22 protein-coding genes are annotated in these 26,374 nt (G+C 75.0%); 11 read left to right on the top strand and 11 right to left on the bottom strand.

Translation table 11 applies throughout. The annotated features are described in order from the left end of the window. Positions 1-69: 69 nt before the first annotated feature. Complete coding sequence (locus ACWDRR_RS09630; RefSeq protein ID WP_449771620.1) at positions 70-288, top strand: DUF6480 family protein; 219 nt, start codon at positions 70-72, stop codon at positions 286-288. A 126-nt stretch (positions 289-414) separates the two neighbouring features. Here the strand turns inward: ACWDRR_RS09630 and ACWDRR_RS09625 are convergent, their stop codons facing one another. Both ACWDRR_RS09625 and ACWDRR_RS09620 read right to left on the bottom strand, forming a co-directional pair. Beyond that, on the bottom strand, positions 415-1,173 hold the full coding sequence (locus tag ACWDRR_RS09625) for a hypothetical protein (RefSeq protein ID WP_449771619.1): 759 nt from the start codon (positions 1,171-1,173) through the stop codon (positions 415-417). Between the two features lie 633 nt (positions 1,174-1,806). Beyond that, positions 1,807-2,475 carry a DUF4230 domain-containing protein gene (locus ACWDRR_RS09620; protein ID WP_449771618.1) on the bottom strand — a complete coding sequence of 223 codons (669 nt, stop codon included), beginning with the start codon at positions 2,473-2,475 and terminating at the stop codon, positions 1,807-1,809. A gap of 578 nt (positions 2,476-3,053) precedes the next feature. Here ACWDRR_RS09620 and ACWDRR_RS09615 point away from each other — a divergent pair. Further along, on the top strand, positions 3,054-4,304 hold the full coding sequence (locus ACWDRR_RS09615; RefSeq protein ID WP_449771617.1) for an alpha/beta hydrolase family protein: 1,251 nt from the start codon (positions 3,054-3,056) through the stop codon (positions 4,302-4,304). A gap of 54 nt (positions 4,305-4,358) precedes the next feature. Here ACWDRR_RS09615 and ACWDRR_RS09610 read toward each other — a convergent pair whose 3' ends face one another. Beyond that, complete coding sequence (locus ACWDRR_RS09610; RefSeq protein ID WP_449771616.1) at positions 4,359-5,006, bottom strand: DJ-1/PfpI family protein; 648 nt, start codon at positions 5,004-5,006, stop codon at positions 4,359-4,361. Between the two features lie 71 nt (positions 5,007-5,077). Here ACWDRR_RS09610 and ACWDRR_RS09605 point away from each other — a divergent pair, with 71 nt between their 5' ends. From ACWDRR_RS09605 to ACWDRR_RS09585, 5 genes are all read left to right on the top strand, one after another. After that, positions 5,078-6,031, top strand: coding sequence for a helix-turn-helix domain-containing protein (locus ACWDRR_RS09605; RefSeq protein WP_449771615.1), 954 nt, complete (start codon positions 5,078-5,080; stop codon positions 6,029-6,031). A gap of 371 nt (positions 6,032-6,402) precedes the next feature. Further along, positions 6,403-7,692 (top strand): discoidin domain-containing protein, encoded by a 1,290-nt coding sequence (locus ACWDRR_RS09600; RefSeq protein WP_449771614.1) that lies wholly within the window; start codon positions 6,403-6,405, stop codon positions 7,690-7,692. A 2-nt stretch (positions 7,693-7,694) separates the two neighbouring features. After that, positions 7,695-9,002 carry an MFS transporter gene (locus tag ACWDRR_RS09595; RefSeq protein WP_449771685.1) on the top strand — a complete coding sequence of 436 codons (1,308 nt, stop codon included), beginning with the start codon at positions 7,695-7,697 and terminating at the stop codon, positions 9,000-9,002. Further along, positions 8,969-9,970 (top strand): TolB family protein, encoded by a 1,002-nt coding sequence (locus tag ACWDRR_RS09590; RefSeq protein ID WP_449771613.1) that lies wholly within the window; start codon positions 8,969-8,971, stop codon positions 9,968-9,970. Before ACWDRR_RS09595 ends, ACWDRR_RS09590 begins: the two co-directional genes overlap by 34 nt. 332 nt (positions 9,971-10,302) lie before the next feature. Next, complete coding sequence (locus ACWDRR_RS09585) at positions 10,303-11,535, top strand: MDR family MFS transporter (RefSeq protein WP_449771612.1); 1,233 nt, start codon at positions 10,303-10,305, stop codon at positions 11,533-11,535. Between the two features lie 118 nt (positions 11,536-11,653). Here ACWDRR_RS09585 and ACWDRR_RS09580 read toward each other — a convergent pair whose 3' ends face one another. The 3 genes from ACWDRR_RS09580 to ACWDRR_RS09570 all read right to left on the bottom strand — a co-directional run bounded on the left by ACWDRR_RS09580 (position 11,654) and on the right by ACWDRR_RS09570 (position 15,102). Beyond that, positions 11,654-12,565, bottom strand: coding sequence for a phosphotransferase family protein (locus tag ACWDRR_RS09580; protein ID WP_449771611.1), 912 nt, complete (start codon positions 12,563-12,565; stop codon positions 11,654-11,656). Positions 12,566-12,658: 93 nt separating this feature from the next. Continuing rightward, a complete protein-coding gene (locus ACWDRR_RS09575; RefSeq protein WP_449771610.1) occupies positions 12,659-13,756 on the bottom strand; it encodes an arginase family protein in 1,098 nt (365 codons plus the stop codon). After that, positions 13,753-15,102: a B12-binding domain-containing radical SAM protein gene (locus ACWDRR_RS09570; protein ID WP_449771609.1), complete on the bottom strand. Its 1,350-nt coding sequence runs from the start codon at positions 15,100-15,102 to the stop codon at positions 13,753-13,755. The genes ACWDRR_RS09575 and ACWDRR_RS09570 overlap by 4 nt, the downstream gene beginning before the upstream one ends. 837 nt (positions 15,103-15,939) lie before the next feature. Here ACWDRR_RS09570 and ACWDRR_RS09565 point away from each other — a divergent pair. Both ACWDRR_RS09565 and ACWDRR_RS09560 read left to right on the top strand, forming a co-directional pair. Then, a complete protein-coding gene (locus ACWDRR_RS09565) occupies positions 15,940-16,515 on the top strand; it encodes a dihydrofolate reductase family protein (protein WP_449771608.1) in 576 nt (191 codons plus the stop codon). After that, entirely contained in the window at positions 16,512-17,525 is a 1,014-nt protein-coding gene (locus ACWDRR_RS09560) for a GNAT family N-acetyltransferase (protein WP_449771607.1), read from the top strand. The genes ACWDRR_RS09565 and ACWDRR_RS09560 overlap by 4 nt, the downstream gene beginning before the upstream one ends. Here ACWDRR_RS09560 and ACWDRR_RS09555 read toward each other — a convergent pair. Beyond that, positions 17,520-20,219 (bottom strand): ATP-binding protein, encoded by a 2,700-nt coding sequence (locus ACWDRR_RS09555; protein WP_449771606.1) that lies wholly within the window; start codon positions 20,217-20,219, stop codon positions 17,520-17,522. The genes ACWDRR_RS09560 and ACWDRR_RS09555 overlap by 6 nt on opposite strands. A 632-nt stretch (positions 20,220-20,851) precedes the next feature. On the opposite strand from ACWDRR_RS09555, the gene ACWDRR_RS09550 reads away from it, so the two are divergent. After that, complete coding sequence (locus tag ACWDRR_RS09550; RefSeq protein WP_449771605.1) at positions 20,852-21,814, top strand: formylglycine-generating enzyme family protein; 963 nt, start codon at positions 20,852-20,854, stop codon at positions 21,812-21,814. 91 nt (positions 21,815-21,905) lie between these two features. Here ACWDRR_RS09550 and ACWDRR_RS09545 read toward each other — a convergent pair whose 3' ends face one another. The 4 genes from ACWDRR_RS09545 to ACWDRR_RS09530 all read right to left on the bottom strand — a co-directional run bounded on the left by ACWDRR_RS09545 (position 21,906) and on the right by ACWDRR_RS09530 (position 25,639). Next, on the bottom strand, positions 21,906-23,021 hold the full coding sequence (locus ACWDRR_RS09545) for an aryl-sulfate sulfotransferase (protein WP_449771604.1): 1,116 nt from the start codon (positions 23,019-23,021) through the stop codon (positions 21,906-21,908). An 88-nt stretch (positions 23,022-23,109) separates the two neighbouring features. Continuing rightward, a complete protein-coding gene (locus ACWDRR_RS09540; RefSeq protein WP_449771603.1) occupies positions 23,110-24,102 on the bottom strand; it encodes an ABC transporter substrate-binding protein in 993 nt (330 codons plus the stop codon). 32 nt (positions 24,103-24,134) lie between these two features. Next, complete coding sequence (locus ACWDRR_RS09535; RefSeq protein WP_449771602.1) at positions 24,135-24,863, bottom strand: ABC transporter ATP-binding protein; 729 nt, start codon at positions 24,861-24,863, stop codon at positions 24,135-24,137. Continuing rightward, on the bottom strand, positions 24,860-25,639 hold the full coding sequence (locus ACWDRR_RS09530; RefSeq protein ID WP_449771601.1) for an ABC transporter permease: 780 nt from the start codon (positions 25,637-25,639) through the stop codon (positions 24,860-24,862). The genes ACWDRR_RS09535 and ACWDRR_RS09530 overlap by 4 nt, the downstream gene beginning before the upstream one ends. A gap of 150 nt (positions 25,640-25,789) precedes the next feature. Here ACWDRR_RS09530 and ACWDRR_RS09525 point away from each other — a divergent pair, with 150 nt between their 5' ends. Further along, positions 25,790-26,359 carry a helix-turn-helix domain-containing protein gene (locus tag ACWDRR_RS09525; protein WP_449771600.1) on the top strand — a complete coding sequence of 190 codons (570 nt, stop codon included), beginning with the start codon at positions 25,790-25,792 and terminating at the stop codon, positions 26,357-26,359. Positions 26,360-26,374: the final 15 nt, after the last annotated feature.

The following is a 26,374-nucleotide window of genomic DNA, read 5'->3' as shown; positions in this document are numbered from 1 at the left end:
GACCGCCGTCGGCCGTTCGGCGGCGACGGTCCCGGCCGTTTCCGCACCCCACCGAGCGGGAGGACCACGATGTCCCTCACACTCCCGGCCACCGCGCAGCACCGGCCGACCGCTGCGGTCGCCCCCACCGAGACGCCCGAGTGCGAGGCGTCGACCTGCGCGGGCATCTCCACCCCCGAATCGGCCGAGCTCCACACCGCCTGGCCCGGCTGGATCCCCCTGCTGGTCATCGCCGTTCTGGTGATCAGTTGCCTCGGCTTCGCGATCGGCAGGATCGGGGGGTGGTGAGCGTCGGAGTGCCCGGTACCCGCCCGATCACCCGGCCGTCGGGGTCGGGACCGCCCGGGTGGGCGTCCGGGCGGCCCGGAGCCGTACCGCCCGGCGCGCCGCGGATCCCCGACCGGCGCGGCGTCGTCAGGTGACGTTCAGCGTGAGCTCCGCGGTGTGCAGCTGCCCGGCGGTCTGGAACTGCAGGAAGAGCCGCCAGTTCCCGGCCTCGCCGAGCAGGGCCTGGAAGGTCAGCGTCGGGCCGCCGTGGTCACCGTCGACCGTGTCCGTCGGGTGGAGATGGGCCAACGCCTGGTCGCCCTCGTGGAAGGCGCTGAGGTGGGCGTAGCTGTCCAGGTACGGCTGGAGGTCGGTGACCGGCCCGCCGTCCCTGGTGACGGTGGCGGTGAGTCGGTGGGCGCCGGCCATCGGCTCGCTGCGGAGGGTGACGGTGTAGCCGTCGACCGTGGTGCTGCCCACCGGGGCGGGCAACGGCAGCGCGGCGGCCGCGCCGGGCACGGTCACGGTGCGGCTGAGCACCAGCTCGCTGCCCTTGCGGGGGCCGGTGTCCGGGACGAACGACGTGTACAGCCGCCAGTCGCCCGGGGTGAGGGCGGCCAGGTCGGCCGTCCAGGTACCGTCCGCGGCCATCGCCGGGTGCAGGTGCTGGAAGCCGGTGAGGTCGGAGCGGATCGCGTAGAAGTGCAGCTTCTTCGTCTGGTGCACGGCGAAGTCGGTGACCGGTGCGCCGTCCGGGCCGGTGACGGTGAACGGGTACCCCACCGCCCGGCCGGCGGGCAGGTCGGTGTCCTTCGGGTCCAGCCGGTAGCCGTCCCGCTCGGCGGAGAGACCCCGGGCGTTCGCGGGCACGTCCGGCAGCCCCAACGCCCCTGACATACCAGGCATCCCGGGCATCCCTGACATCCCCGGCACGGCCGGGGCCGGCGCACCGGGTGTCGCCGTCATCGCGTGGTGGTCCGTCCCCGGCATGCCCGCAGGCCCGGAGCCCGCCGACTCACCGCACGCGACCAGCCCGAGGAACACCAGAACGGGCACGCAGGACGCCAGCGCCCAACCGTGGGAGAACGAACGGCGAGCAGCGGACATCAGCGGGTCCTTCCCGTACCGGGCGCGCCGGGAAGGGCGCGCGGGCCGGCGGTCGCGGCCGCGGCCGGGTCGGCCGCGGCCGCCGCCCGGGCGGTCCGTCCGGCGCGCGAGCCCGGCGGGCCTCCCCCGGCACCCGTCACGATCGCCGCGGTCGGCGTGACATCGACGGCATGACGTCCCACAGTCGGCCCCTCCTCTTCTTCGGTCGTCGGCGCGTCGCCGCGCCCGGCCCGGTCCGGGCCGGCGAGAACACGGCCCCGCCGGAGAGGAGACCGGCGACGGCCGCCGCGATAACCAAAAGTTCGGCCGGCGCGGTGGAACCGGCACCCGGCGGACGCGTGCTCCGCGCCCGCCCGCCCGGGGTGGCGGGCGGTGCGCCGCCCACGGTGGGGGCACACCGCCCACGGACCCCCCGGGCCCCCTCCCGGCAGGTCAGGAAGCCATCGTGACGGTCACGGTGGTGAACCCGGCGGAGCGCAGCAGCCCTTCCAGCATCGAGCGGGTGCTCTGCTCGGCGCGCTGGGTGAGCTCGGTGTCCTTGGCGGCCTGCTCGATCTTCTGGGTGGCGAGGACCTCGACCTTCTGCTGGTTGCCCGGGTTGCCGCTGAAGAAGTCGCCGATGCGGTCGAAGAACCCGCGTTGCTGGAGGTAGACGTACGAGCGCCGGACGTCCAGTGCGGCGGGGGCGAGTTGGGCGTGCGGGACGACCACGGTGGCGGTGGTGCGGTCGTTCGAGACGGTGACCGCGCCCTTGTCCAGGGCGCCGAGGTCGACGGACGCGTCCACGGTGCCGGCCGCCACGTACAGGGTGCGGTTGCCGAGCAGCGCGGACGGCAGGAAGGCGGCCTCGTGGTCGAGGTCGACGACGATCTGGAAGTTGCCCTGGGCGCCGGTGAACCGCTTCATGTCCTGGATGGAGCGCAGCAGGACGGGCTGGCTGCGGTCCACGGTGCGGCGTTCCAGGGGGTTCGGGATCGAGGGGAACAGGCCCAGGTGCGCCCCGGCGAGGAACACCGCGAGGATCGCGGCCAGGGTCACCGGCAGGCCGATGTACCAGGGGGTGCGCCGGCGGGCGGGGCGCTCGACGACGGGTTCCCGCACGGCGGGTTCCCCCGCGACAGGTTCCCGGGCGGCGGGTTCCCGGGCGGCGTCCGGGTCCTGACCCGGAGTTCCGGTGGTACCGAGGGCGGCCTTCCGGCCGCGTCCGAGGAGTGCCATCTGCTGCACCGTGCTTTCTCTCGTGGGGAGGGCCGGGCATCGGGTGCGCCGGCGGGGCCGCCGCCGGGAACGGACCGGCGGCCCCGCCGCCGGTGTTCGGCGGGTACCCCGGGGCGGCCCGCCCACGCGCGCCCGGATCGGCGGCGCACCGGTCAACCGCGCCGTTCCCCCTCCGAGTTGACGCATCGCCCCGGGACGGCAGGGGCGCTCGTGGGGTGGCCCGTCGCGATGCCGCGGGGGCAGCGAGGTCACTCGTTCGGGTGGATGGTGCCGGTGGGCGGGGTGGGTTCGGACGGCGGCGGGTAGCTCCCGGGGACTGTCGCGGGCCCGGGCCCGGCGGCACGGCGCCCGACCGGCGGCGCCCGACCGCCCGCACACGGGGCGGCGGGGTACGCCGGTGCACCGCACCGCCGTGCGGCAGGGCACCGGACCACACAGCCGACACCAAAGGAAGGACGTCCGTGAACGAGACCTCGCCGGTCATCGACCCGGAGGAGAACGGCCCCGCGGGGGACGCGTTCTACACCCCGGCGCTCCCGCTGCCCGACGGCGCCCCCGGGGACCCGATCCACCAGCGGCGCCTGGACAACCCCGCGGCGGAGCTGGCGGCGGGCGAGAACTGGCTGGTCCTGTACCGCTCGCAGGACGTGCGCGGCGAGCCGGTGGCGACCTCCGGGATCATCGTGCTGCCGGACCGCGCCGAGCACCCGGTCCCCGACGACGGCTACCCGCTCGTCAGCTGGGCCCACGGCACAGTGGGCGTCGCCAACGTCGTCGCGCCGTCGCGGGACCGGGGTGACACCGGAGCCTCACCGATGAACGCCTCTCCGCACGCCCTGCTGAACGCGTTCCTGCGCCTCGGCTGCGCGGTGGCGATGACGGACTACGAGGCCCTCGGCACGGGCACGGCGGAGCGCCTCCACCCCTACCTCCTCGGGGCGTCGGAGGCGAACGGGGTGCTGGACATCGTCCTGGCCGCCCGCCGGCTGTTCCGGGGCGCGATCGGGGAGAAGTACGCCATCGTCGGGCACTCGCAGGGCGGCCAGGCCGCGCTGTTCGCCGCCCACCACGCCCCCGAGCGCGTCGAGGGCCAGCTGGTCGGCGTGGTCGCGATCGCCCCCTCCAACCACCCCCTCGGCCTGGTACGGCTCGGCGCCAAGGACACCCAGGTCGGGGAGGGCTTCGCCTTCACCCCGCTGTTCCTGGCCGGTGCCATCGGCGGCGACCCGTCGATCGAGCCCGCCCAGGTCCTCTCCGACGAGGCACTGCTGCTGTGGCCGCACGTCCTGGACCGTTCCAGGGCCGAGCTGAGCGACCAGGAGTCCTGGGGCGGCATCAAGGGCGAGGACCAGTTCCGGGGCGGCTACCCGGAGCAGCCCAACCCGCACCAGACCGCGTTCGACCGCCAGGTCGGCGGCATGAACCCGGACGTGGAGATCAGGGTGCCGGTGCGCATCGCCCAGGCCGCCGACGACATGCGCGTGCGGGCCGCGCTGCCGTTCCCCCTCAAGGGCACCGACGTCCTCGTGGACGAGCTGAACGACACCAACAAGGCGCACGGGATCGAGGTCGCGTACGAGCGGTACGGCAGGAACGTCGTGAAGGTGCCGGAGACGGAGCCGCAGAAGACGCTGGGCGTGCACTTCGCCACCATCGACCACGACGCCCCGGCCCTCGTCGACTGGGTCCACGACCTCCTCACCCGCGGCTGACGCTCCCCGGCAGGTCCGCGCACGACCGCACCCGCCGGGGGAGCCCGGTCCCGGTCACCCCTGCGCGGACCGGCCGGCCCCGACGGCGCGTTCGGCCGTCCACTCGTACTCCATCTGGCGCGCGGTGCGCCGGGCGAGCTGTTCGCCGAAGAGCCGGCCCACGATGTGCAGGCTGGCGTCGATGCCCGCGCTGATCCCCGCCGAGGTGACGATGTCGCCGTCGTCGACCCACCGGACGTCGGTGCGCACCCGGATGTCCGGCCACCGGCCGGCCAGCTCCTCCTGGTCCTCCCAGTGGGTCGTGGCCGGGCGGCCGTCCAGAGCTCCGGTGGCGGCCAGCAAGAAGGCCCCGGTGCAGATGCTGAAGGTCAGCGCGGAGGTCTGCCGGCGCCGGGCCAGCCACTCGATGACGTCCGCGTCCGCCTCGACCGCCGTGGTGACGCCGCCGGGGATCACCAGCACGTCGAAGGGCGGATCCTCGTCGAGGGTGTGGTCCGCCACGACCTTCAGCCCGCCCCGGGCGCGGACCGGCCGGTCGGTCGCCGCGACCGTCAGGACGCGCAGCAGGGGTTCGTCGTCGTCGGTGCGGGCCAGCCGGCCGGCGGTGCTGAAGACCTCGAAGGGGCCTCCCAGGTCGAGGACCTCGACCTCGTCGAAGACGAGCATCCCGAACGTCAGCGGTGCAGTGGTGTCTGGCTTCATGCCACCAGGCTCGGGCCTGACCGGGGTCGCCCGACAGTGTCGGAAACGGCACCGGCCGCTAGGATCCCGTCATGCGCCAGCACCGGATCGCCTGCCTCGCCTTCGACGGCATGGCCCCGTTCGAGCTCGCCACGGTCGCCGAGGTGTTCGCGGTCTCCCGGCCGGAGCTGGACGTGGACTGGTGGTACCGGTTCGAGCTGTGCGCCGAGACACCCGGGCCGCACCGGGTCGTGGGCGGCTTCGACATCGTGGTGCACCACGGTCTGGACCGGCTCCGGTACGCCGACACCGTCATCGTCCCGGGCGTCGCGGACGTGCGCCGCGAGGTCTCCGGGGCGGTCCTGGACGCGCTGCGGGAGGCATACGCGCGAGGCGCGCGCGTGGTGTCCATCTGCAGCGGCGCGTTCGCGCTGGCCGCCGCGGGCCTGCTGGACGGCAGGGAGGCGACCACGCACTGGCGGCACGCCCGCCTGCTCCAGGAACGCCATCCGCGGGTGACGGTCAACGCGTCGGTGCTCTACGTCGACGGCGGATCGGTCGTCACCGCCGCCGGCACCGCCGCCGGGATCGACGCCTGCCTGCACCTCGTCCGCAAGGACCACGGCGCCGAGGTCGCCGCCCGGGTGGCCCGCCGGATGGTCGTGGCCTCGCACCGCGAGGGCGGCCAGGCCCAGTTCGCGGAGCATCCGGTGGGCAGGGCGCCGCTCGACGACCCGATCGACGCCGCCGTGCGGTACGCGCTGGAGAACCTGCACCGGCGCCTGCCCGTCGACGAACTGGCCGGCGTCGCCCACCTGTCGGTGCGACAGTTCGAGCGCCGCTTCGTCGACGCGGCCGGTCTGCCGCCGGGGCGGTGGATCACGCGGCAGCGGGTGCGGGCCGGCGCCGCACTGCTGGAGTCCGCCGAGCACCCGATCGACGCGGTGGCCGGCCGGGTGGGCCTGACCGTCGCGGGGTTCCGCCACCACTTCCGGGAGGTGATGGGCGTCAGCCCCTCGACCTACCGCCGCCAGTACCGGCGCTGACCGTCACCGAGCCCGCCCCGAGCCGGACAGACCGGCCGATCAGCCCCGAATGATCTCCATCCCGTCGATCCCGACGATCCGGCCGCCGCGGCCGAACGATCCGGAGCCGGAAGGAAGTTCAGTCCCGCCCGACCATTGATAGGAAACTTTACTTTCTACTACGCTGTCGGCTGGCGGCTTGGCGCGGCGCCCGCACCGGACGGGGCGTGACGCGCTCAGCGAGAGCTCTGACCCGGCCGCCGCGGTGGTGCGGTCACCGCTCGGCCGGCGGGTTCGTGTGCGGTGCGCGCCGGTGTCCAGCTCTCACCGTTCTCTAGGTCAGGGGTCCAGGGATGCGTCTGGGTGTCTCGGTAAGGCCTGTTCACATCGGAGTGTTCGCCGCCGTGCTCGCGTTGCTCGGCGGACTGTTGCTCGGCTGGTCCGAGCGGGCGGGGGCGGCGGCCGATCCGCTGCTCTCGCGGGGGAAGGCCGCGACGGCCTCGTCCACGGAGGGGTCGTCGTACGCGGCGGGGAAGGCCTTCGACGGCAGCACCTCCACGCGGTGGGCGAGCGCGGAGGGGAAGGACCCGCAGTGGCTGCGGGTGGACCTCGGCGCGAACGCCGGCGTCTCGCGGGTGAAGCTCAGTTGGGAGGCGGCGTACGCGAAGGCGTACCGGCTGGAGGTGTCGGCGGACGGGGTGACCTGGACGACGGTGGCGGCGGAGAAGGCCGGGAACGGCGGGACGGACGACTGGACGGGGCTGGCCGGCAAGGGCCGCTACGTCCGGATGTACGGAACGGCGCGCGGGACGGCGTACGGGTACTCGCTGCTGGAGATGGAGGTCTACGGGGTGCTGGACGGCGGGACGCCGCCCGGCGGGACCGCCTTCACCGTGGTGGCGGCGGGCGACATCGCCGCGCAGTGCACCGCCTCGGACAGCGCCTGCGCGCACCCGAAGACCGCCGCACTGGCCCAGCAGATCGACCCGAGATTCTACCTGACGATGGGTGACAACCAGTACGACGACGCCCGGCTGTCGGACTTCCGGGACTACTACGACAAGAGCTGGGGCGCGTTCAAGGCGAAGACCCACCCGGTGCCGGGCAATCACGAGACCTACGACCCCGCCGGGTCGCTCGTCGGGTACAAGTCGTACTTCGGCAGCATCGCCTACCCCCAGGGGAAGAGCTGGTACAGCTTCGACGAGGGCAACTGGCACTTCGTCGCGCTGGACTCCAACGCCTTCGACCAGAGCGCCCAGATCGACTGGCTGAAGGCCGACCTGGCGGCCAACGCGAAGAAGTGCGTCGCCGCCTACTGGCACCACCCGCTGTACTCCTCGGGCGGCCACGGCAACGACCCGGTCTCCCGGCCGGTGTGGAAGATCCTCTACGGCGCCAAGGCCGACCTGGTGCTGAACGGGCACGACCACCACTACGAGCGGTTCGCCCCGCAGGACCCGGACGGCAAGGCCACCGCGGACGGGATCGTCGAGATCGTCGGCGGGATGGGCGGCGCCGAGCCCTACCCGATCGAGCAGGTCCAGCCGAACAGCCAGAAGCGGATCAGCGGTGACTACGGCGTGCTGAAGCTGGACTTCACCGACTCCGGGTACGGCTGGAGCTACGTCGGAACGGACGGCCAGGTCAAGGACACCAGCCCGAAGTACAGCTGCCACTGATGATGTACCTGGCCACCACCGGCCGCCGTCCGGACGCGCCGCCCCGCCCCCCGGGGGTGGGGCGGCGCGTCCCCGGCACGGTCATCGCGCTCGGCGCGGTCAGCCTGGTCACCGACGTCTCCTCGGAGATGGTCACCGCCGTGCTGCCGCTCTACCTGGTGCTGGGGCTCGGCCTCTCACCCCTCCAATTCGGTTTCCTCGACGGGCTGTTCAACGGCGCCACGGCACTGGTCCGGCTGCTGGGCGGCAGGCTCGCCGACCGGGGCGGCGGCCGGCACCGGACGGTCGCCGGGGTCGGCTACCTGCTCTCGGCGCTCTCCCGGCTCGGGCTGCTGCTGGCCGGCGGGGCGGCCGGCGGGATCGCCGCCGCGCTGGCCGCCGACCGGCTCGGCAAGGGCGTGCGGACCGCGCCGCGGGATGCGCTGATCTCGCTCAGCGCACCGCCGGAGGCGCTCGGCCGGGCGTTCGGCGTGCACCGGGCGATGGACACCACGGGGGCGCTGCTCGGACCGCTGGTCGCGTTCGCGGTGCTGTGGGCGACGGCCGACGCGTACGACGCGGTGTTCGTGGTGAGCTTCGCCGTCGGACTGCTCGGCGTACTGGTGCTGGTGCTGTACGTCCCGGCCGGGACGGGGAAGCCGGCCGGGACGGGGATGCCGGCCGGGACGGGGATGCCGGCCGGGGCCGCGGCGCCGGCCGTCGCGCCGGAGCCGGCCGTCGCCCCGGAGCCGACGCGGAGGAAGCCCGGGGCACTGCGCGATCCGGTCTTCCGGCGGGTGGTCACGGCCGCCGCGCTGCTGGGGGCGGCGACGATCGGCGACTCCTTCCTCTACCTGCTGCTCCAGCGCGGCCTGGACCTGCCGCCCCTGCTCTTCCCCCTGCTGCCGCTCGGTGCGGCGGCGTGCTACCTGCTGCTGGCCGTACCCGTGGGCCGGATCGCGGACCGGACCGGGCGGCGCGCGCCGTTCCTCTGCGGGCACGGTGCGCTGCTCGCGGCCTACCTCACCCTGACGGCTCCGCCGGTGTGGCCGGCCGCCGTGCTCACCCTGGTGCTCCTGGGCGTGTTCTACGCCGCCACGGACGGCGTGCTGATGGCGCTCGCCGGGCCGGTGCTGCCGCCGGAGGGCCGGGCGGGCGGGCTCGCGGTGCTGCAGACCGGCCAGGCGCTGGCCCGGCTGGTCGGAGCGGCCGGGTTCGGCGCGGCCTGGACGTGGTGGGGGCCGCGCCCGGCCCTGGCGGCGGCCGCGGTCGCGCTGGCCGCCGCACTCGCCGCCGCATGGCGGATCCTGCCGACGGAGGAGGTCGCGTGAAGGCGCGTTCGACGGTCCTGGTCATCGCCGTCCTGGTGCTGCTGGGCGGCTCGCTCGGATACGTGCTGCACGCCCGACAGCGCGATGGCGGGCAGCAACTCGTCGCGGCGGAGGGCTCGTTCACCCTGAACGAGCCGGGACTCTACTACCGGGACACCGCCACCGGACGGGTCGCCCGGACCCAGGGGGCGCCGGACGGGCCGTCCTGCGCCCGGTTCTACGCCGCCGGGGACCACGCGCTGTGCCTGCGGGCGCTGCCCGGCGTCCCGGCCCGGACCCAGGCGGTGGTGTACGACCGGCGGTTCACCGAGCTCCAGACGGTGACGGTGCCCGGCATCCCGAACCGGGCCCGGGTGTCGGCCTCCGGGCAACTGCTCTCCTGGACCGCCTTCGCCGTGGGGGACTCGTACGCGGCCAGTGGCTTCTCCACCCGGACGTCGATCCTGGACCTGCGCACCGGCTTCCTGGTCAAGTCGATCGAGTCCATCCCGCTGACCGTCGACGGCACCCGCTACCACGCCGCCGACGTCAACTACTGGGGCGTCAACTTCGCCGCCGACGACAACCACTTCTACGCCACCGTCTCGACCGGCGGCCGGACCCACCTGGTCGAGGGCGACCTGCGGGCCTGGTCGGCCCGGACCCTGCGGGAGAACGTCGAGTGCCCCTCGCTCTCGCCGGACGGCACCCGGATCGCCTTCAAGAAGAAGGTCTCGGCGGACCCGGCCGCGCCCTGGCGGCTCCACGTCCTGGACCTCGCCGGGATGGCCGAGCACCCGCTGGCCGAGTCCCGCAGCGTGGACGACCAGGCGGCCTGGCTCGACGGGGAGACGCTCGGCTACGCGCTGCCGGGCCGGGACGGGAAGGGCACCGACATCTGGACCGTCCCGGCGGACGGCAGCGGGGCGCCGCACCTGCTGGTGCCCGGCGGCTCGTCACCGGTGGCCGTACCGGCGGCCCCTAGCTGACCGGGGGCGGTCACGAACCGACGGCCTGACCGGCGGCTTCTCGCGCGACACCGGATTCGATCAACTCGCCGAGACGTGCGCGGGGCAGCCCCGTCAGGGCAGGATGGGGGCCGGCCCAGCTGATCCGAGGACGCGTCACACCATCGCCGGCCCGGCGTGGTCGTCGCCCCGCCGCGGCCGAGTCGCCACCGCCTTCCCCGGTCCGGGATGAGGCGTGGGCGGCCTGCCGGGGTGCCCCGGTCATACGCGCGCCGCCAACGGTACTTGCCGCCTTGCCCGCCCCACCGGGTGCCGCCGCCGCCCGATGGACGCCTGCCGCCCGGGAGCCGCCCATGTCCGCCCCAGCCAGCGTGGCCGTCCGGTTGCGCCGTTCCACCACCGAGTCGCTCGGCGGGCTCCCCGGTGCCTTCTGGTGGCTCTGGGCCTCGACCCTGGTCAACCGGCTCGGCGGCGTCGCCTCCTTCCTGGCGCTCTACCTGACCGCCGACCGCGGCCACTCGGCCTCCTACGCGGGAATGGTCGTCTCGCTCGTCGGCCTCGGCTCGGTGATCGCCGCGGTGGTCGGCGGCGTGCTGGCGGACCGGATCGGCCGGCGGCCCACGCTGCTGGCCGCCCAACTGCTCACCGCGCTCACCACCCTGGCCCTGGGCTTCGCCGACGGGCAGCTGACGATCGCTTCGACGGCCTTCCTGGTCGGCCTGAGCAGCTACGCCTCGCGGCCCGCGACCTCCGCGATCATCGCCGACCTGGTGCCGGCCGCCGACCGGGCCCGGGCCTTCGCGCTGAACTACTGGGCGATCAACATCGGGTTCGGTGTCTCGGCGGCGCTGGCCGGACTGGTCGCCGCCCACAGCTACCGGGCGCTCTTCCTCGTGGACGCCCTCTCCACGCTGCTCTGCGCGGTACTGGTCTTCAGCAAGGTCCCGGAGACCCGGCCCGCGGCACCGGAGCGGGACCGGTCCGCGCCGGGCGTCGGCCTGGGCACGGTCTTCCGGGACCGGCGCTTCATGGTGCTGGTCGGGCTGACCTTCGCCTTCGGGCTGATGCTCCAGCAGGGCAACACCACGCTCGCCGTGGACATGGGCAGGGCCGGGCTCACCAGCGCGCAGTACGGGCTGGTGATCGGCATCAACGGTCTGCTGATCGTCCTGCTGCAGATCCCGGTGACCCGCCTGACCAAGGGCCGGCACCGCGGGATACTGCTGCTGGCCGGCGCGCTGCTCACCGGGTGGGGCTTCGGGCTCACCGCGTTCGCCGGCTCCTCCGCGCTCTACTACGCCGCCACCGTGGGGGTGTGGACGCTGGGCGAGATGGTCCAGGCACCCACCAGCATGAGCCTGACCGCCGAACTCTCGTCGACGCACACCCGCGGGCGCTACCAGGGCGTCAGCTCGCTCGCCTGGTCGGCGGCCTCCTTCCTCGGGCCCGTCGCCGGCGGGCTGCTGCTGGACCACGCGGGCCGCAGCACCGTCTGGGGCTGCTGCGCGCTGCTCGGCACGGCGGCCGCGGCGGGGTACCTGGCGCTGAGCCGGCGGGTGGACACCTCGCGCTACTCGATCTCGTGACCGGCCGGGCCCCGCCCGCGGGCCGGCGGCCCCGCGCCACGCCCGTCGGTGCCGCCCACACCCGCCGGGGCACGGGGCGTGGGCACCCGCGCACGGCCGGCCGGGCGTCGTCGGGGCGTCACCCCGCTCGGCCGAGCGCCCCGGCCAGCTCGCGCGCGTGGTCCGCCGCCGCCGGACCCCGGCTCGGGTCCGGGGACTCGGAGAGGAAGACCAGGGCCAGCATGAGTGCCGCGTCGAGGCGGCAGACCAGCCCGGGCCCGGCCCCGCCGTCCGGCGGCGGCTCCTGCTCCCGGCCGTACCCGGCCCGCAGGGCCGCGAGGTCGAGCTGGTTCTCCGGGTAGCGGGCGTACTCGGTCAGCCTGCCGAACTCCAGGGTCGCGTCGGCGAGCAGGGCGTTCGACCAGTCCAGCAGCGCGGCGGTCGCACCGTCGCGCCGCCGGATGTTGGCGCTGCGCACGTCGAGGTGCACCAGACCCGCCGTGGTGACGGTGTCGAGGTGCCGGGCGGCGACCGCGAGGTCCGGTGGATCGGGCCAGTCCGCGACGAGCCGGCCGACCTCGGTCCAGCGCCGGCGGATCCTGGCGACGATCACCTGACGGGTGGTCAGCCCCTCGGACGCCACGGGGACGAGGCCCGGTGGCGGGGGCAGCCGGTGCAGGCGGCCGAGGAGCCCGCCGAGGGCGAAGCAGTCGAGCTCCGAACCGTCGTCGGGGACGTAGCGCGAGAGCAGGACGTCCGGGGCGTCCGGCGCCGGGGAGAGGAGGAGTTCCAGCGGCTCGGCGACCGGAAAGCCGTGGGCGGCCAGGTGCCGACCGAGGGCGTACTCCTGGCTCAGCAACGTGCGCGTGTCCACGTGCGGGTCGTTGGCGTTGGCGTCGAAACGTCGGTGGGCGAGGCGCAGCGCGACCGGCCGGCCGTCGCGGTCCAGCGCACGGTAGACGGTGAATTCGAGGCCGCTGCCGACCGGCGTCAGGTGGTCGAGCCGCCACCGTTCGGCCAGGTCGTGGAGGGCTGCCAGGTGTTCGGTCATCTGAGGGGGCGATCCTTCGGTCGTCGGCCGGGCCCGCGGGCGTCCTCCCGACGCCCGCGGTCCGTTCGTTCCCGAGCCGGAGGAGGGCGAACCTCACTCCTCCCGGCTCAGCTCCGTCCAGGGCGCCAGGTCCGGTGCGGCGCTCTCGCTGCGGAAGAGGAACTCGAACAGCAGCCGGGCGGCGATCTGCGCCGTGCTGCCGGAGGGGTCGTAGCGCGGGGCCACCTCCGCGATGTCCACGGCCTCCACCGGCAGGGCGCGCAGCTCCTCGTAGACGTCGAGCAGGTCGCCGCTGTCGATGCCGCCCATCGTCACGTGGCCGGTCCCGGTGGCCACCGCGCTGTCGAGCACGTCGATGTCGAGTGAGACGTAGACGGCGTCGCAGCGCTCGCCGAGGCGCTCGATGACCGGGCGCAGCGCGGCGGCGGCGCCCGCCCGCCGGATCTGGGCGCCCGGCACCACGTGGAAGCCCCGGTCGAGCAGGGTGCGGAACTGGTCGTACTTGGTCACGTCGCCGACGCCGACGAAGGCGATGTCCTCGGGGTGCATACCGGGGAGTTCGCTGATCCGGCGGGAGTTCGATCCGTGGTAGAGCGGCCCGTGCAGGGTGCTCCAGTTGCCGAAGTCGAAGTGGTGGTCGATGTTCACGAATCCCACGCGCCGCGCGCCCCGGTCGAGCCGGCCGGCGCGGAAGCCCGCGAAGGTGGGGAAGGCGGTCGAGTGGTCGCCGTTGAGGAGGATCAGGCGCGGAGCCGCCCGGCTCAGCCGGCGGGTCTCGGCGGCGACCGCCTGGAAGGTGCGGATCGTGTCGGTCGGATAGATGTGCAGGTCCCCCGCGTCGGCCACGCGCGGGGCCCGGTAGCGGAACGTCCCGCCGGTGCGGGTGTCCAGCATCCGCCACTGGCCCAGGCTGGTGAGGTAGCTGGAGAAGACCAGGCTCGCCTGCCGGATCGCCCGGGGGCCCTCGGCCGCGCCCGGGCGGGAGCTGGCGGTCGCGTCGAAGGGCACCCCGGCGGCCACCCAGCCGTCCTCCCCGACGTCGATGTGCGCCGCGCCCGTGACGGGAGCGCCGAAGAGGGTGGCGAGGCCGGCCCAGCCGGGCAGCGGGTCCGCCTCGAACTCCTCGGGTTTGACGCTGCGGTGGAGCGCCTCGAAGTCGGGGAGCTCGGGCGTGACGGGGGGTCGGGTCATGTCGTCTCCCGTGCGGTGCGGTCGAGGAGAGCCGGTCCGGGCGTGCGCACGATGCGGTGCGCGGTGGCGATCTTCTCCTGGAAGAGCTCCCAGCTGCGTTCCGGGCTCAGGTGGCGGGGCCGGTAGACCACCGGGGCGTCCTCGCGCCACTGCGCGAAGTCCCAGGTGAAGATGCGGTCGCGCAGGCGCGCGAAGTCGGGGGTGAGCGGGTAGGGCACGAAATTGTAGAGGTTGAACAGCCACAGCGCCTCGCTGTTGGCCTCCAGCCATTCGAGGGTCTGGTGGTGGGAGCGCTCGGTCTCCTCGTCCAGCCCGCCCATCATGTTGAGGACGACCTTCAGGCCGGCCCCGCTCAGGGCGTGGATCTTCGCGGTGTAGTCGTCGAGCCCGCGGGACAGCTTGCCGAGCCGCTTCAGCATCTGGGAGTCGGCCGACTCGAAGCCGAGTTCGACCGCCACGACCCCGAGTTCGAGCATCGCCTCGATGACCCACTCCTTCACCTGCATGACATGGGTCTGCACGATGAACTTGTAGCCGGGTCGGCCGCCGAACACCTCCAGCAGGTTGCGGACCGCCTCGCGCGACTGCCCGAAGGTCTTGTCGCCGATGTAGATCAGGCGGGTGCCCGGGAACCGGCCGGTGAGCTGGTCCACTTCGGCGCCGAGGGCGCCGCGCCCCACGAGGGTGAGCTGTTTGCTCCAGGCGTCGCCGCAGAAGGTGCACTGGTAGAGGCAGCCGTGGCTGGCGTTGAGCCGCAGCATCGGCACCTTGCCGCTGTAGCCGTCCAGGTGGCGGTAGTCCGGCGCCCAGGTGATGGGCTCGGCCACCAGCCCGAGCGCGGCGGGCTTCTCCGTGCGGCCGCCCCGCCCCGCGGCCAGCTCGACCAGGACGGCCGCGAAGCCGGCGTCGAGCTGGCCGCGGTGCACCAGGTGCACGGAGCCCTCCGGCGCCAGCGGGGCCATGTTGCCGCCCAGCACGACGCGGCGCCCCGCGCGCTCCAACTCGCCCGCGAGCTCCAGGGCGAGCCGGAAGTTCTGGGCCAGCGGCGAGAAGAGGACGAGGTCGCCGGGCGCCGTCGCCGCCGTGATCGGGGCACGGCAGGCCTCGACGTCGGCCGGGGTGCGGGACAGGTCGTGGAAGGAGGACTCGATGGCCGCGCTGTCCAGCAGCGCGGTCAGGTGCGCCACCCACAGGGGGATCTCCCAGAGCCCGTCGGACGGGATGAAGTACTCGGGGAGGAAGGTGCGGAAGCGTCGGTCGTAGTCCTGGTAGTAGGCGGACAGCCGGTCGTCCGGTTCACGGGTGGACGGGAAGGGCAGTTGGACGATGCAGCACCTGGTGGTCACGATTACTCCGCACGTGGGGTCCGCTGATGAGCGGCGGGGGAGGTTCCTGGCGGACCGGGGTCGGGCTTGCCGAAACCGGCAGCGGGCCGTCGGTCAGGACGATCGGAGCGGCGGTCTGATCGGTCCCGCCGCGGGACAGGACCACGAGGTCCAGTACGGCGGCCCGCCCCGCACCGCGGACCTCACCCGTGGTGCGGGGAGGGCCGCCGGCCCGGGCGGACGCCCGGCTGCCGGGGCGGACGGCCGCGTTCCCGCCGACCCGGCCGGCTTCGGCCCGGGGCGACGGGCGGCCGGGGCTCCGTGGGCGGGGAGGGCGGCCGGGTGCGGGTCGACGGGGGTGGGGCCGCCACGCGCGTCGATCGGGTCGGTGCCCGGTACGTCCTCGGTCCCCGCCACCCTGTCACCTCCGGGCCGCTGTCGGCGGCGCGCTGACGCCGCCGGAACGCAGTGGGGCGCCGTGCGTGCACGCCCGGAGGGAGTCCTGCCCAGGCGAAGCCTTTCACCATCGGCGTGAAGGAAGCTCACTGGCGCGCACACCGGGTCCGTTGCGCGCAGGGGCGGCATGCACACCTCCAGCGTGCGCCAGGGGCACCGGCAGCGGACTCCGTCCTCGCGCCCGCGCGCCGCCGCCCGGCCGCACACCCGGGGCATCGGCACCTCGCACCGCGTACGCACGGCCCCCGTGCGCCCCGCCGCCCGTCACCCCGACCGTCACGCCGACCGGGGCCCGGCAGGCCGATGACCGGTCACATTACGTCGCGATGACTGATGCCGGTCACGGGGCGGCCCCCCTAGTGTCAAGGACATCACCCGCCCCACCGAACGAGAGCAGGTCGCGTGCGTCAGCTCACCTACTACGTCGGCACCACGCTGGACGGCTTCATCGCCGGCCCGGAGGGGCAGTTCGACTTCTTCCCCTTCGAGGGGGACCTCGCCGCGGCGCTGGTGGCCGAGTACCCCGAGACCGTCCCGGCCCACGGTCGCGGGCCGCTGGGCCTCGACGGGGTCGCCAACCAGCGGTTCGACACCGTCCTGATGGGCCGCGCCACCTACGAGCCCGGCCTCGCGATCGGCGTCACCAGCCCCTACCCGCACCTGCGCCAGTACGTGTTCTCCCGCAGCCTGGCCCGGCTCGACCCCGAGGTGGAGATCGTCTCCTCGGACCCGGTGGCCTTCGTCCGCGAGCTCAAGCGGCAGGACGGGGCCGGCATCTGGCTCTGCGGCGGCGCGAACCTCGCCGGCCGGCTGCTGACGGAGATCGACGAACTGATCATCAAGCGCTACCCGGTCGTCACCGGCGCCGGCATCCCGCTCTTCGACGCGCCGTTCCTCCCGACGGGGTTCACGCTGACCGACTCCCGCGTCTTCAACACCGGCGCGACCATCACCACCTACGCAACCCACCAGAAGTGAGCACCCGCATGATGTTCCGTTCCACCACCGAGTCCGACCTCGACCGCGTCATCGCCGTGACGGTCGACGAACCCGTCGGCTGGATCCCCGCCGACCGCTACCTCGAAGAACTGCAGGAGGGCATGTACCGGCCCGAGTGGACCTGGATCGCCGAGGACGGCGGCCGGATCGTGGCCCGCGCCCTCTGGTGGGGCCAGGCGTCCAGCGAACACCCGGTCGCGCTGGACTGCCTGCACGTCGACCCGTCGGTCGCCGACCGCGCGGCGGTCGCCGCCGAGCTGCTCACCGCGGGCCTGCGGGCCTTCGCCGAGCGGGGCGCGACCAAGCTCCCGCTGTACAACGTGACGCTGCCCAACGGCTGGCGCGAGGACCCGGCCGTCGTCGACGCGCTGACCTGGCGGCAGGACGCCGCGCTGGCGGCCGGGCTCACCGACCAGGTGGAGCGGCTGCGCCTGGAGTGGACCCCCGACGCCGGGCTGCCGGCCGCCGGCGGGCGCCTCACCTTCACCGAGGGCACCGACGAGGAGTTCCTCGACGTCTTCCGCCGGATCGCGGTGGGCAGCCTGGACGGCGAGACCCGCCGGAACGTGGCGGCCATGGGCGTCGAGGAGGCCGCCCGCGAGGAGGTGGACTTCTACCTCGGCTGCCCGGGCGAGCGCTCGTGGTGGCGCCTGGCCCGCACGCCGGACGGGCGGGTCGCCGGGCTGGCCCTGCCGTCCGCGACGCCGTACAACCGCAACGTCGGCTACCTCGGTGTCGTCCCCGAGCTGCGCGGCCAGGGGTTCGTCGACGAGATCCTGGCCGAGATCACCCGGGTCCAGGTGGAGGCGGGCGCCGAGCTGATCACGGCCACCACGGACACCGACAACGCCCCGATGGCCGCCGCCTTCGCCCGGGCCGGCTACCGGACCGCCCAGACCCGGATGATCTACTCGGTGCCGGAGGCCGCCGACGCGGCGCGGGCGCCCGAGGCCCCGGGCCCGGCACAGGCGCAGGCGCAGGACTCATGAAGCCAGCAGGGTGGCGAGTTCGCTGCGGGAGCTGACGCCCAGTTTGGGGAACGCGCGGTAGAGGTGGTGCCCGACCGTACGGGGGCTCAGGAAGAGCTGCGTGGCGATCTCCCGGTTGCTCGCACCGGACGCCGCCAGCCGCACGACCTCGCGTTCCTGCGGGCTCAGCAGACTGATCGGGCCGTCGTGGAGAACGGTCAGCCCGGTCTCCCCGCCCGCCGCACCCAGCTCCGCCCGGGCGCGCCCGGCCCAGGGCTCGGCGCCGAGCCGCTCGAACACCTCCAGCGCTGCGCGCAGGTGGTCCCGGGCGTCGATCCGGCGCCGCAGGCGGCGCAGCCACTCCCCGTAGAGGAGCGCGGTGCGGGCCCGGTCGTACGCGCTGCCGCCCTCGTGCAGGGCCAGCGCCGCGACGAAGTGCTCCTCGGCCGCACTGTCGGGGCCGGTCAGTGCCCGGCAGCGGTGGGCCAGGGCCGAGAGGGCGGGCCGCCTCAGGGCGGCGGCCCACTCCCCGAGCAGCCGGGCCGGCTCCACCGCCCGCTCCGGACGGCCGGCGCGCCCCGCCGCCTCGACGAGGTCCGGCAGCAGCGGCAGGCAGAGCAGCGGGTGGGCCGCCGCGTGCCGCGCCGACTCCAGCGCCTCCAGCGCCGACTCCGCCCGGCCGAGACCGAGTTCGAGCAGCCCCAGCGCCCACCGGGCGTCCCCGGTGGCCCGGCCCACTCCGCGCGGGAGCGTGTACTCCAGGGCCTCGCCGGCCAGGGCCCGGCCCTGTTCCTCCTGACCCCGCACCGCGGCCGGCATCGCCAGGGCGGCGCGCAGGTGGGCCGCCCGGTGGTCCAGGTCGTGGTCCTCGGCCAGCCGGAGGCCCTCGGCGGCGTGGGCGGACGCCTCGTCATGGCGGCCGAGCGCCAGCTCCGTCCGGGCGAGCAGGTGGAGCGTGGTGGGCAGCCAGCCGCCGACGCCCTGGTCGCGGCAGTGTGCGACCGCTCCCGCGGCCGCCTCCCGGGCGGCCGCGTGGTCGCCGGTCAGCTGGTGGTAGATCCCGGTCATCAGCCGGTCCATCACCCCGGTCGCCGGGTCGCCCTCGCCCTCACCGTCGACGCCTGCGCGCAGCCCGCCGAGCGCGTCGAGCGCGCCCGGGACGTCGCCGCCGAACAGCCGGGCCGGCACGGCCAGGAGCGGCAGGTCCGGGGCGCGGGCGGCGACCTCCTCGATCAGCTCGGCGTTCCCCGCGCAGTACGCGGCGTGGACGGCGTCGGCCAGCAGCGACGCCACCGTGTCCGGGGAGCCGGCGCCGGTGAGGTCCGCGCCGTCGAGCAGCAGCCGGGCCGCCGTCTCCGGGCTGCGATAGCCCAGCTCGACCACGGCCCGGGCGCGCGCGAGGCTCGCCGCCACCCCCGGGTCCGCCAGCGGCTGCGGCACCTGGTCGGCCAGCGCGGCGCACCGCTCGTCCTGCCCGCCGTCGGCGGCCCGCTGCGCGGCCCGGACCAGGCGGCGCGCCCGCAGGAGCGGGTCGGCGGTGAGCTGGGCGGCACGCTCGTAGGCGGCGGACGCCGACGCCATCGCCTGCCGGTTCCCGGCCCACTCGGCGACCCGCTCCAGCTCCTCGGCGACCGTCTCGTCCGGGCCCGTCGAGGCGGCGGCCAGGTGCCAGGCCCGCCGGTGTGCCTGGCCGGCGGCGCCGAGGGCCTGCGCCAGCGCCCGGTGCGCGGCGATGCGCCGGGCCAGTGGGGCGCCCTGGTAGGCGGCGTAGCGCACCAGCGGGTGCCGGAACCGCACCAGCACGCCGGACAGCAGGACGAACCCGGCGCGCTCCGCCGGTTCCAGGTCCTCGACCGTGGCGCCGAGCGACTGCGCCGCCCGCAGCACCGCGGTGAGGTCCCCGGTGTCGTCGGCGGCGGCCACCAGCAGCACCGCCTGGGTAGCCTCGGGCAGCCGCCGGATCTGCGCCAGGAAGCCGTCCCGGATCCGGCTCGGCAACCCCGCGGCGCTCTCGGGCAGGGCCAACGGGCCCATCCGCCCGGCGCGCTGGGCCGGGGTGAGCACGGCCGACAGTTCGATCAGGGCCAGCGGGTTGCCGCGCGCCTCCTCGATGACCCGGTCCGCGACGTACGGCGGCAAACCCGGCAGCAGCTCGGCGGCGGCCTCGCGGTCGAGCCCCTCGACGAGCAGCCCGGGCAGCCCCCTCACGGCCGCGCCGGGGGCGCCGTCGCGCACCGCGAAGAGCATCACGACGCCCTCCGCCCGCAGCCGGCGCGCGGCGAAGGTCAGCATGTCCACCGACGGCTGGTCGAGCCACTGCGCGTCGTCGACCAGGCAGAGCAGCGGGCCGCCGGCCGCGGCCTCCGACAGCATCGTGAGCACCGCGAGGCCGACGGTGAAGCGGTCGCGCACACCGTCGCCGCTCAGCCCGAAGACCGCCCGCATGGCCACGGCCTGCGGTTCCGGCAGGCCGTCGACGAGGTCCAGGACGGGCAGGAACAGCTGGTGGAGGCCGCCGAAGGCCAGCTCCATCTCCGACTCGATGCCCTCGACGCGCAGCACGCGCGCGCCCTCCGCCCGCTCGGCGGCGTGGTCGAGCAGCGCCGTCTTGCCGATCCCGGCCTCGCCGTGCAGCAGCAGGACGCCGCTCGTCCCCTGCCGGGCACCCGCGAGCAGCTGCTCGATCCGGTCCCGCTCCGCGTTCCGCCCCCGCACGATGTGCGCCCCTGTCCCCGTCGTCCGATCGCCCTGCCCGCGCCCGCCGAGGCGGAGCGACGGCGGCCGGCGGCCGCCGTCATGATCTTCCCACCAGGCATGTTCCGGTCGTCATCGCAGGTCGGAGCTGCGCCGCGGCGGCGGACGCGCTCCCGTCCGGCACGGCCGAGCGCTTCGGTCCCCTCAGGCCGGCGGGCGTGTTGCGCACCGTGAATCCCCTGTGAACGGCTCGCCAACCATCCCCCGGCGGCATTGACGGCCTTTCGGCGCGTCGCATACAAAACGATGCACAGAGGTGACGTCGCACAGAGGAGGATCGGTGCGGTTCGCGTTCGTCCTGCGACCTTGCCGGCCGGCCGTGGAACGGGGCGTGGGCCGGGACGGAGGGGCGGTTCCCCGGCCCGAGCGCGCCGGTCGACGGCGCCGCGCCGACGGGCGCGCCGACGGTGCTGTCCCCGCCGCACCGGGTCACCGACGGACCCGCCGCGCCAAGAGCCAGGTCCGCTCCGCCACGGGGCACCGGTGACAGCCCTGTCACACCGTCACCCGCGGCGCACCCGCCGCTCCGCACGGCCGGCGGGCGCCGCCACGCCCCGGCCCGAACCCCGCCCGCCCCTCCCCGGAGAGCACGCATGACCACACCCCCGCCGCCCTGCTGCACACCGTCGCGCGGCGCCGGCCCGACCCGGCTCCTCGACCTGCCGTCCGTACGGCCCGCCGGCCCGCCGGACGGCATGGTCCTGCTCCCCGGCGGGGACTTCCTCATGGGGACCGATGACGCCGAGGCCCGGCCCGGCGACGGCGAGGGCCCGATTCGCCCGGTCCGCCTGGACCCGTTCCTGATCGACGCCTGCGCGGTGACCAACGACCGGTTCGCCGCGTTCGTCGCGGACACCGGCTACCGCACCGACGCCGAACGCTTCGGCTGGTCCTACGTCTTCGCCGGCTTCCTGCCGGCCCGGCTGCGCAGCGGGACCACCCGGCCGCAGCAGACGCCGTGGTGGTGCGGGGTGCCCGGAGCCGCCTGGAACCGGCCCGAGGGCGACGGCAGCGACACGGCCGGCCGCGGCGACCACCCGGCCGTCCACGTCTCCTGGCACGATGCCGATGCCTACGCCACCTGGGCGGGCAAGCGCCTGCCGACCGAGGCGGAGTGGGAGTACGCCGCGCGCGGCGGCCTCGAACAGGCCCGCTACCCCTGGGGCGACGACCTCGATCCCGACGGCGAGTACCGCTGCAACATCTGGCGCGGCACCTTCCCCAGCCGGAACACCGCCGCCGACGGGTACCGGGGCACCGCGCCCGTCGACGCCTTCCCGCCGAACGGCTTCGGCCTGCACAACATGTCCGGCAACGTCTGGGAGTGGTGCGCCGACTGGTGGACCACCGACCACGACCCCGGCCGCCCGTCGGCCAACCCCGCGGGCCCCGCCACCGGCAGCGCCAAGGTCATCCGCGGCGGCTCGCACATGTGCCACAAGTCCTACTGCAACCGCTACCGCGTGGCCGCGCGCAGCTCCAACACCCCCGACAGCTCCAGCGGCCACGCGGGCTTCCGCTGCGCGCGCGACGCGCCACCGGTCCGGCCCCGCTGACCGGCGGCGCCGGCGGGACGCGACACCCCCGGTGAGGTCGCCGGGGCCGGACCCGGCGACCTCACCGGCGCTGCCCGGTGGGTCGTCCCGCTCAGCCGCGAAGCCAGGGAATCTCGTCGGCGGCGTACCGGTAGGCCCGGAAGACGGCGTTCTGTGCGCCGCGGGAGGACTCCAGGCCGACGCCCCGGCCGAAGGCCCCGAACTCGGGGACCACGAACTCCCACACCACGTCGCCGTCGGGGGTGACCTCGAACAGCCGCCCGAACGAGCCCTCGGCGATGAAGGTGTTGCCGTTGGGCAGCCGCTGGGCGCTGGACATGTAGGGGCTGTAGAAGTTCTGCGGCGGATTGTCCTCGTAGCTCCAGACCGTCCGACCGTCCGACGGGTCGATCTCGACGACCCGCGAGTAGGGCACCGAGGTGGTGTCCCGGTAGGTGCCGTTGTCGAAGACCAGGATGTTCCCGTCGGCGAGTTCGTGCGGGTAGTGCTGCTGGGCGAGCACGTCGGGGCCGATCCGCCAGCGCACCGAGCCGTCCGTCCGGTCGACCGCCACGGCGGTGGAGGCACTGCGGAAGCCCACCACGACGCCGCCGTCACGCAGTTCGTTGACGGTGTTGGCCATCGGCCAGTGCTCACGGGCGAAGTGCGGGTTGAGCGGGGTCCGTTCGGGGTCGAGGTGGTCGATCGCGGCCCAGCGCCACACCACCTCGCCGTCCCAGGTCACCTCGTACACGACGTCGCCGTGGATGACGCCGCCGGGCGCCTCGGAGCCGGGGATGCCGCCGCGGATCCGGGCCGCGTCGGCGGCGGTGAGCGGTTCGACGCCGAGCACCAGCAGGTTCCCGTTGCGCAGCACGGAGGCGTCGTGGTGGTGGAAGGGGTGGCGGAGCTCGCGCAGCACCGTGCCGTCGGGGGCGACCTCCTGGAGGATGCCACCGTGGTAGACGTCCCAGATCGGGAAGAGGCTCGGACCGGTGGTGTCCTTCCCCTGGTAGAAGAGGTTGCCGCCCGGGAGCAGCCGCGCGTGCCGGCCGGGCGGGTGCGGCAGCCGCCAGGTGTGGACGGGGTTGCCCTCGATGTCGACGAGGTGGACGTCGCCGGGGCCGGCGATCGGGGTGTAGAGGGTGTAGCCGCCCCAGCTGCGCGCGGGGTCGTGGGCGCGCAGGCCGAGGCCGCGCCGGCGGAGGGTGTTCTGGTCGACGGTCACGGTGATCGTGGAACTCCTGTGTCGTGCGGGTTCGTGCGGGCGGGTTCGTGCGGGTGGGTTCGTGCGGGCCGGGAGGGTCCGACGGGGTTCAGAAGGCCGCCGTGGCGGCCGGGTCGGCGGCGGCGAGCGGGCCGGTGTGCAGCCGGGCCAGCAGGGCGGCCCGGTCGGCGGGGCCGGGGAGGCCCTGGGCCGCCTTCGCCCAGGCCGCCTCGTCCTGGAGCTGCTGGAGCAGCTCGGCCGAGAGCGTCGGCCGGTACTCGTAGGCGGGCTGGAAGGCGTCGACGTACCCGCTCTGCAGGGTGCCGTTGGACCGGGCGAGCACGGCGCGCCGGGCGGCGGCCGGGTCCGCGGTCAGCTCGCCCTGGGCGCGCACCAGGGCGCGCAGGACGGCGGTGGTGGCGGGGTCGGTCGCGGTGGGGCCGGCGACCAGCAGGGTGCGGGCGGTGTACCCGGTGAAGCGCAGTTCGGCGTAGCGCTCGCCGAGGGCGGTCCGGGTGGCGTCGTAGAAGCTGGGGAAGGTCGCGCCGGCGTCGATGTCGCCGCGGGCGAGGGCGGCGGGGATCTGGTTGGGAGCGAGGTTGACGACCTGGACGTCGGCGGCGGTGAGCCCGGCCGAGGCGAGCATCCGGGCGACGGCGTACTCGACGTTGGTGCCCTGGGGCAGCCCGATCCGGCGGCCCCTCAGCCGGTCGAAGCCGGTGAGGGCGCGGTCGGTGCGGGTGAGCAGCCGCCAGTCGGCGAACCGGGACAGGTCGGCGACGATGCGCAGGTCGCGGCCGGTGAGGGCGGCGGTGACGGCGGGCAGGTCGCCGACGACGCCGAGCTGTGCCTGGCCGCCGAGGACGGCGTTGAGCGCGTCCCGGCCGGTGCCGAAGGACTGCAGGTCGGCCCGGACGTGTTCGGCGGACCAGAGCCCGCGCTCCTGGGCCAGGTAGACGGGCGCGCCGCCGAGGTAGTCGCTGCCGGCGATGGTGACGGACGGGCCCTCGGCCTCGGCCGGGGAGTCGGTGCGGGAGCAGGCGGTGGCGGCGGTGAGCAGGACGGCCAGGAGCAGGGCCGCGACCGCGCGGAGTCTGGGCATGGGTGGGTTCCTCGTGGTGTGGGAGGGGCGGGTCAGCCGTGGCCGAGCCGGCCGGCGAGCAGGGCACGCAGGGCGGGGTCGGGCCGGCCGGCCGGGAGGGGGTGGTCGGCGAGCACCCGGCCGGGTCTGCCGCCGAGCACGACGACGCGTTCGGCGAGGGCGAGCGCCTCGTCCAGGTCGTGGGTGACGAAGAGGACGGTGGTTCCGGTGCGCTGCCAGAGCCGGGTGAGCAGGGCCTGCATGCGGGCCCTGGTGAGGGCGTCCAGGGCGCCGAACGGCTCGTCCATGAGCAGGACTTCGGGTTCGGCGGCGAGCGCGCGGGCCAGCGCGACGCGCTGCTGCATGCCGCCGGAGAGCTGGGCCGGGTACTTCTCCGCGCCGTCCGCGAGGTCGACCTCGGCCAGTGCGGCCAGCGCGCGCCGGCGGCGTTCCGCACGCGGCAGGCCGAGCCGCTTGAGGGCGAACTCGACGTTCCCCCGGGCGGTGAGCCACGGGAAGAGCGCGTAGTGCTGGAAGACCACGCCCCGGTCGGGACCGGGGCCGGTGACCGGCCGGGCACCGACGAGCACCCGGCCGGCGGTGGGGCGGACGAACCCCGCGACGGTGTTGAGGACGGTCGACTTGCCGCAGCCGCTCGGGCCGAGCAGCGCGGTGAACGAGCCTGCGGTGAAGTCGAGGTCGGTGGGGGCGAGGACGGGGACGCTGCGGCGGCGCGGGCCGTAGCCGACGGCGAGGCCGTCCAGCCGGATGTCCTGGCTCATGACGCGCTCCAGTGGACGACGCGACGGCCGAGCGCGGCCAGGGCGAGGTCGACCGTCACGCCGAGCAGCCCCAGCACCAGCAGCCCGGCGAACATCCGGTCGGTCCGCAGGAACTGCCCGTCCACCTGCAGCCGGTACGCCAACCCGCTCTGCGCACCGCCGAGTTCGGCGGCGACCAGGGCGAGCAGGGCCACCGAGGCCCCGTAGCGCAGCGCGGCCAGCAGTGCAGGCGCCGCGGCCGGGAGCAGCACCTCGGCGAACCGGCGGTGCAGCGGCGCCCCGAGGGAGCGGGCGGCCCGCAGGTGGGTCGCGGGCACCCGGGACACCCCGTCGTGGACGTAGAGCCAGACCGCGAGCAGGACAGCGTAGGCGATCAGCAGGCGCTTGGCGGTCTCGCCGATGCCGAACCACGCCGTGGCCAGCGGCACCAGGGCGATCGCGGGGATCGGGCGGAGGAAGGAGACCAGCGGGGTGACGGCGGCGGACAGCCGCGGCAGGTAGCCGGTGGCGAAACCGAGCGCGCAGCCCAGCGCCGCCCCGAGGGCGAAGCCCTGCCCGGCCCGGCCGAGGCTGGCGGCGAGATCATCGACGAGGGCCCCGGTGCGGGCGCTCTCCTCCAGGGCGCGCCAGGTGGCGGCGGGGGTGGGCAGCAGGCCGGGTGCCACCGCGCCGGAGGCCGCGAGAGCGGTCCAGCCGGCGGCCACGGCCGCGGCGGCGGCGAGCGGCGGGAGGAGCCGGGCCAGGGCCCGCGGGGGCGGGGATTCGGTGGGGTGCACGCGGTCGTCTCCTCGGGGCCGCCGGGCGTCCGCCCGGGCCGATATAAGTGACATCAATAATTGACCACACTTATAGACGGCGTGTTGCAGCCGTGCGAAACGTTTCTGCCGTCACGGTCGGCCCCGGGCCGATGGGGTACGTTCACCAGCGTGTCCCGACTCGAACCCTCCCCCGAGGCGCTCGCCGTCGGCCGGCTCGTTCGCAGCCGCCGCAAGGAGCGCGGTGTGCCGATGGCCGAGCTCGCCGCGCGCTCCGGCCTCTCCCAGCCCTTCCTCAGCCAGCTGGAACGCGGGCTGACCGCCCCCAGCCTCAGCTCGATCTACCGGATCGCCGAGGCCCTGGACGTCCCGCCCGGCGCCTTCCTGCGCCCGCCGGCCCGCCCGGGCACCGTCAGCCACGAGAGCGACCCGCAGGTGATCCGGGTCAGCGAGGGCGCGGGCCAGATCGCCCGGGTGCTCATCCCCGGCGGGCGCAGCAGTCTGATGGAGGCCTACGAGCACCACTTCGAGCCCGGCCGGGGAGAGCGCGGCATGTTCGAGCACCCCGGCGAGGACTTCCTCTACGTGCTGGAGGGCGAGGTCGTGCTGGAGATCGAGGGCGAGGAACCGCTCACGCTGCGCGCCGGCCAGAGCGCCCACCACCGCGGCGACGTGCCCCACCGCTGCCGCCTGACCGGCGACACCCCCGCCCGCACCCTCCTCGTCATCGCCACGCCCTGAGAGGGGCGCGCCCGC

The sequence above is a fragment of the Kitasatospora sp. NPDC003701 genome (genome assembly GCF_053587085.1).
Note: the sequence above shows the minus strand (reverse complement) of the source record. Positions and strands in the feature narration are given on the sequence as shown.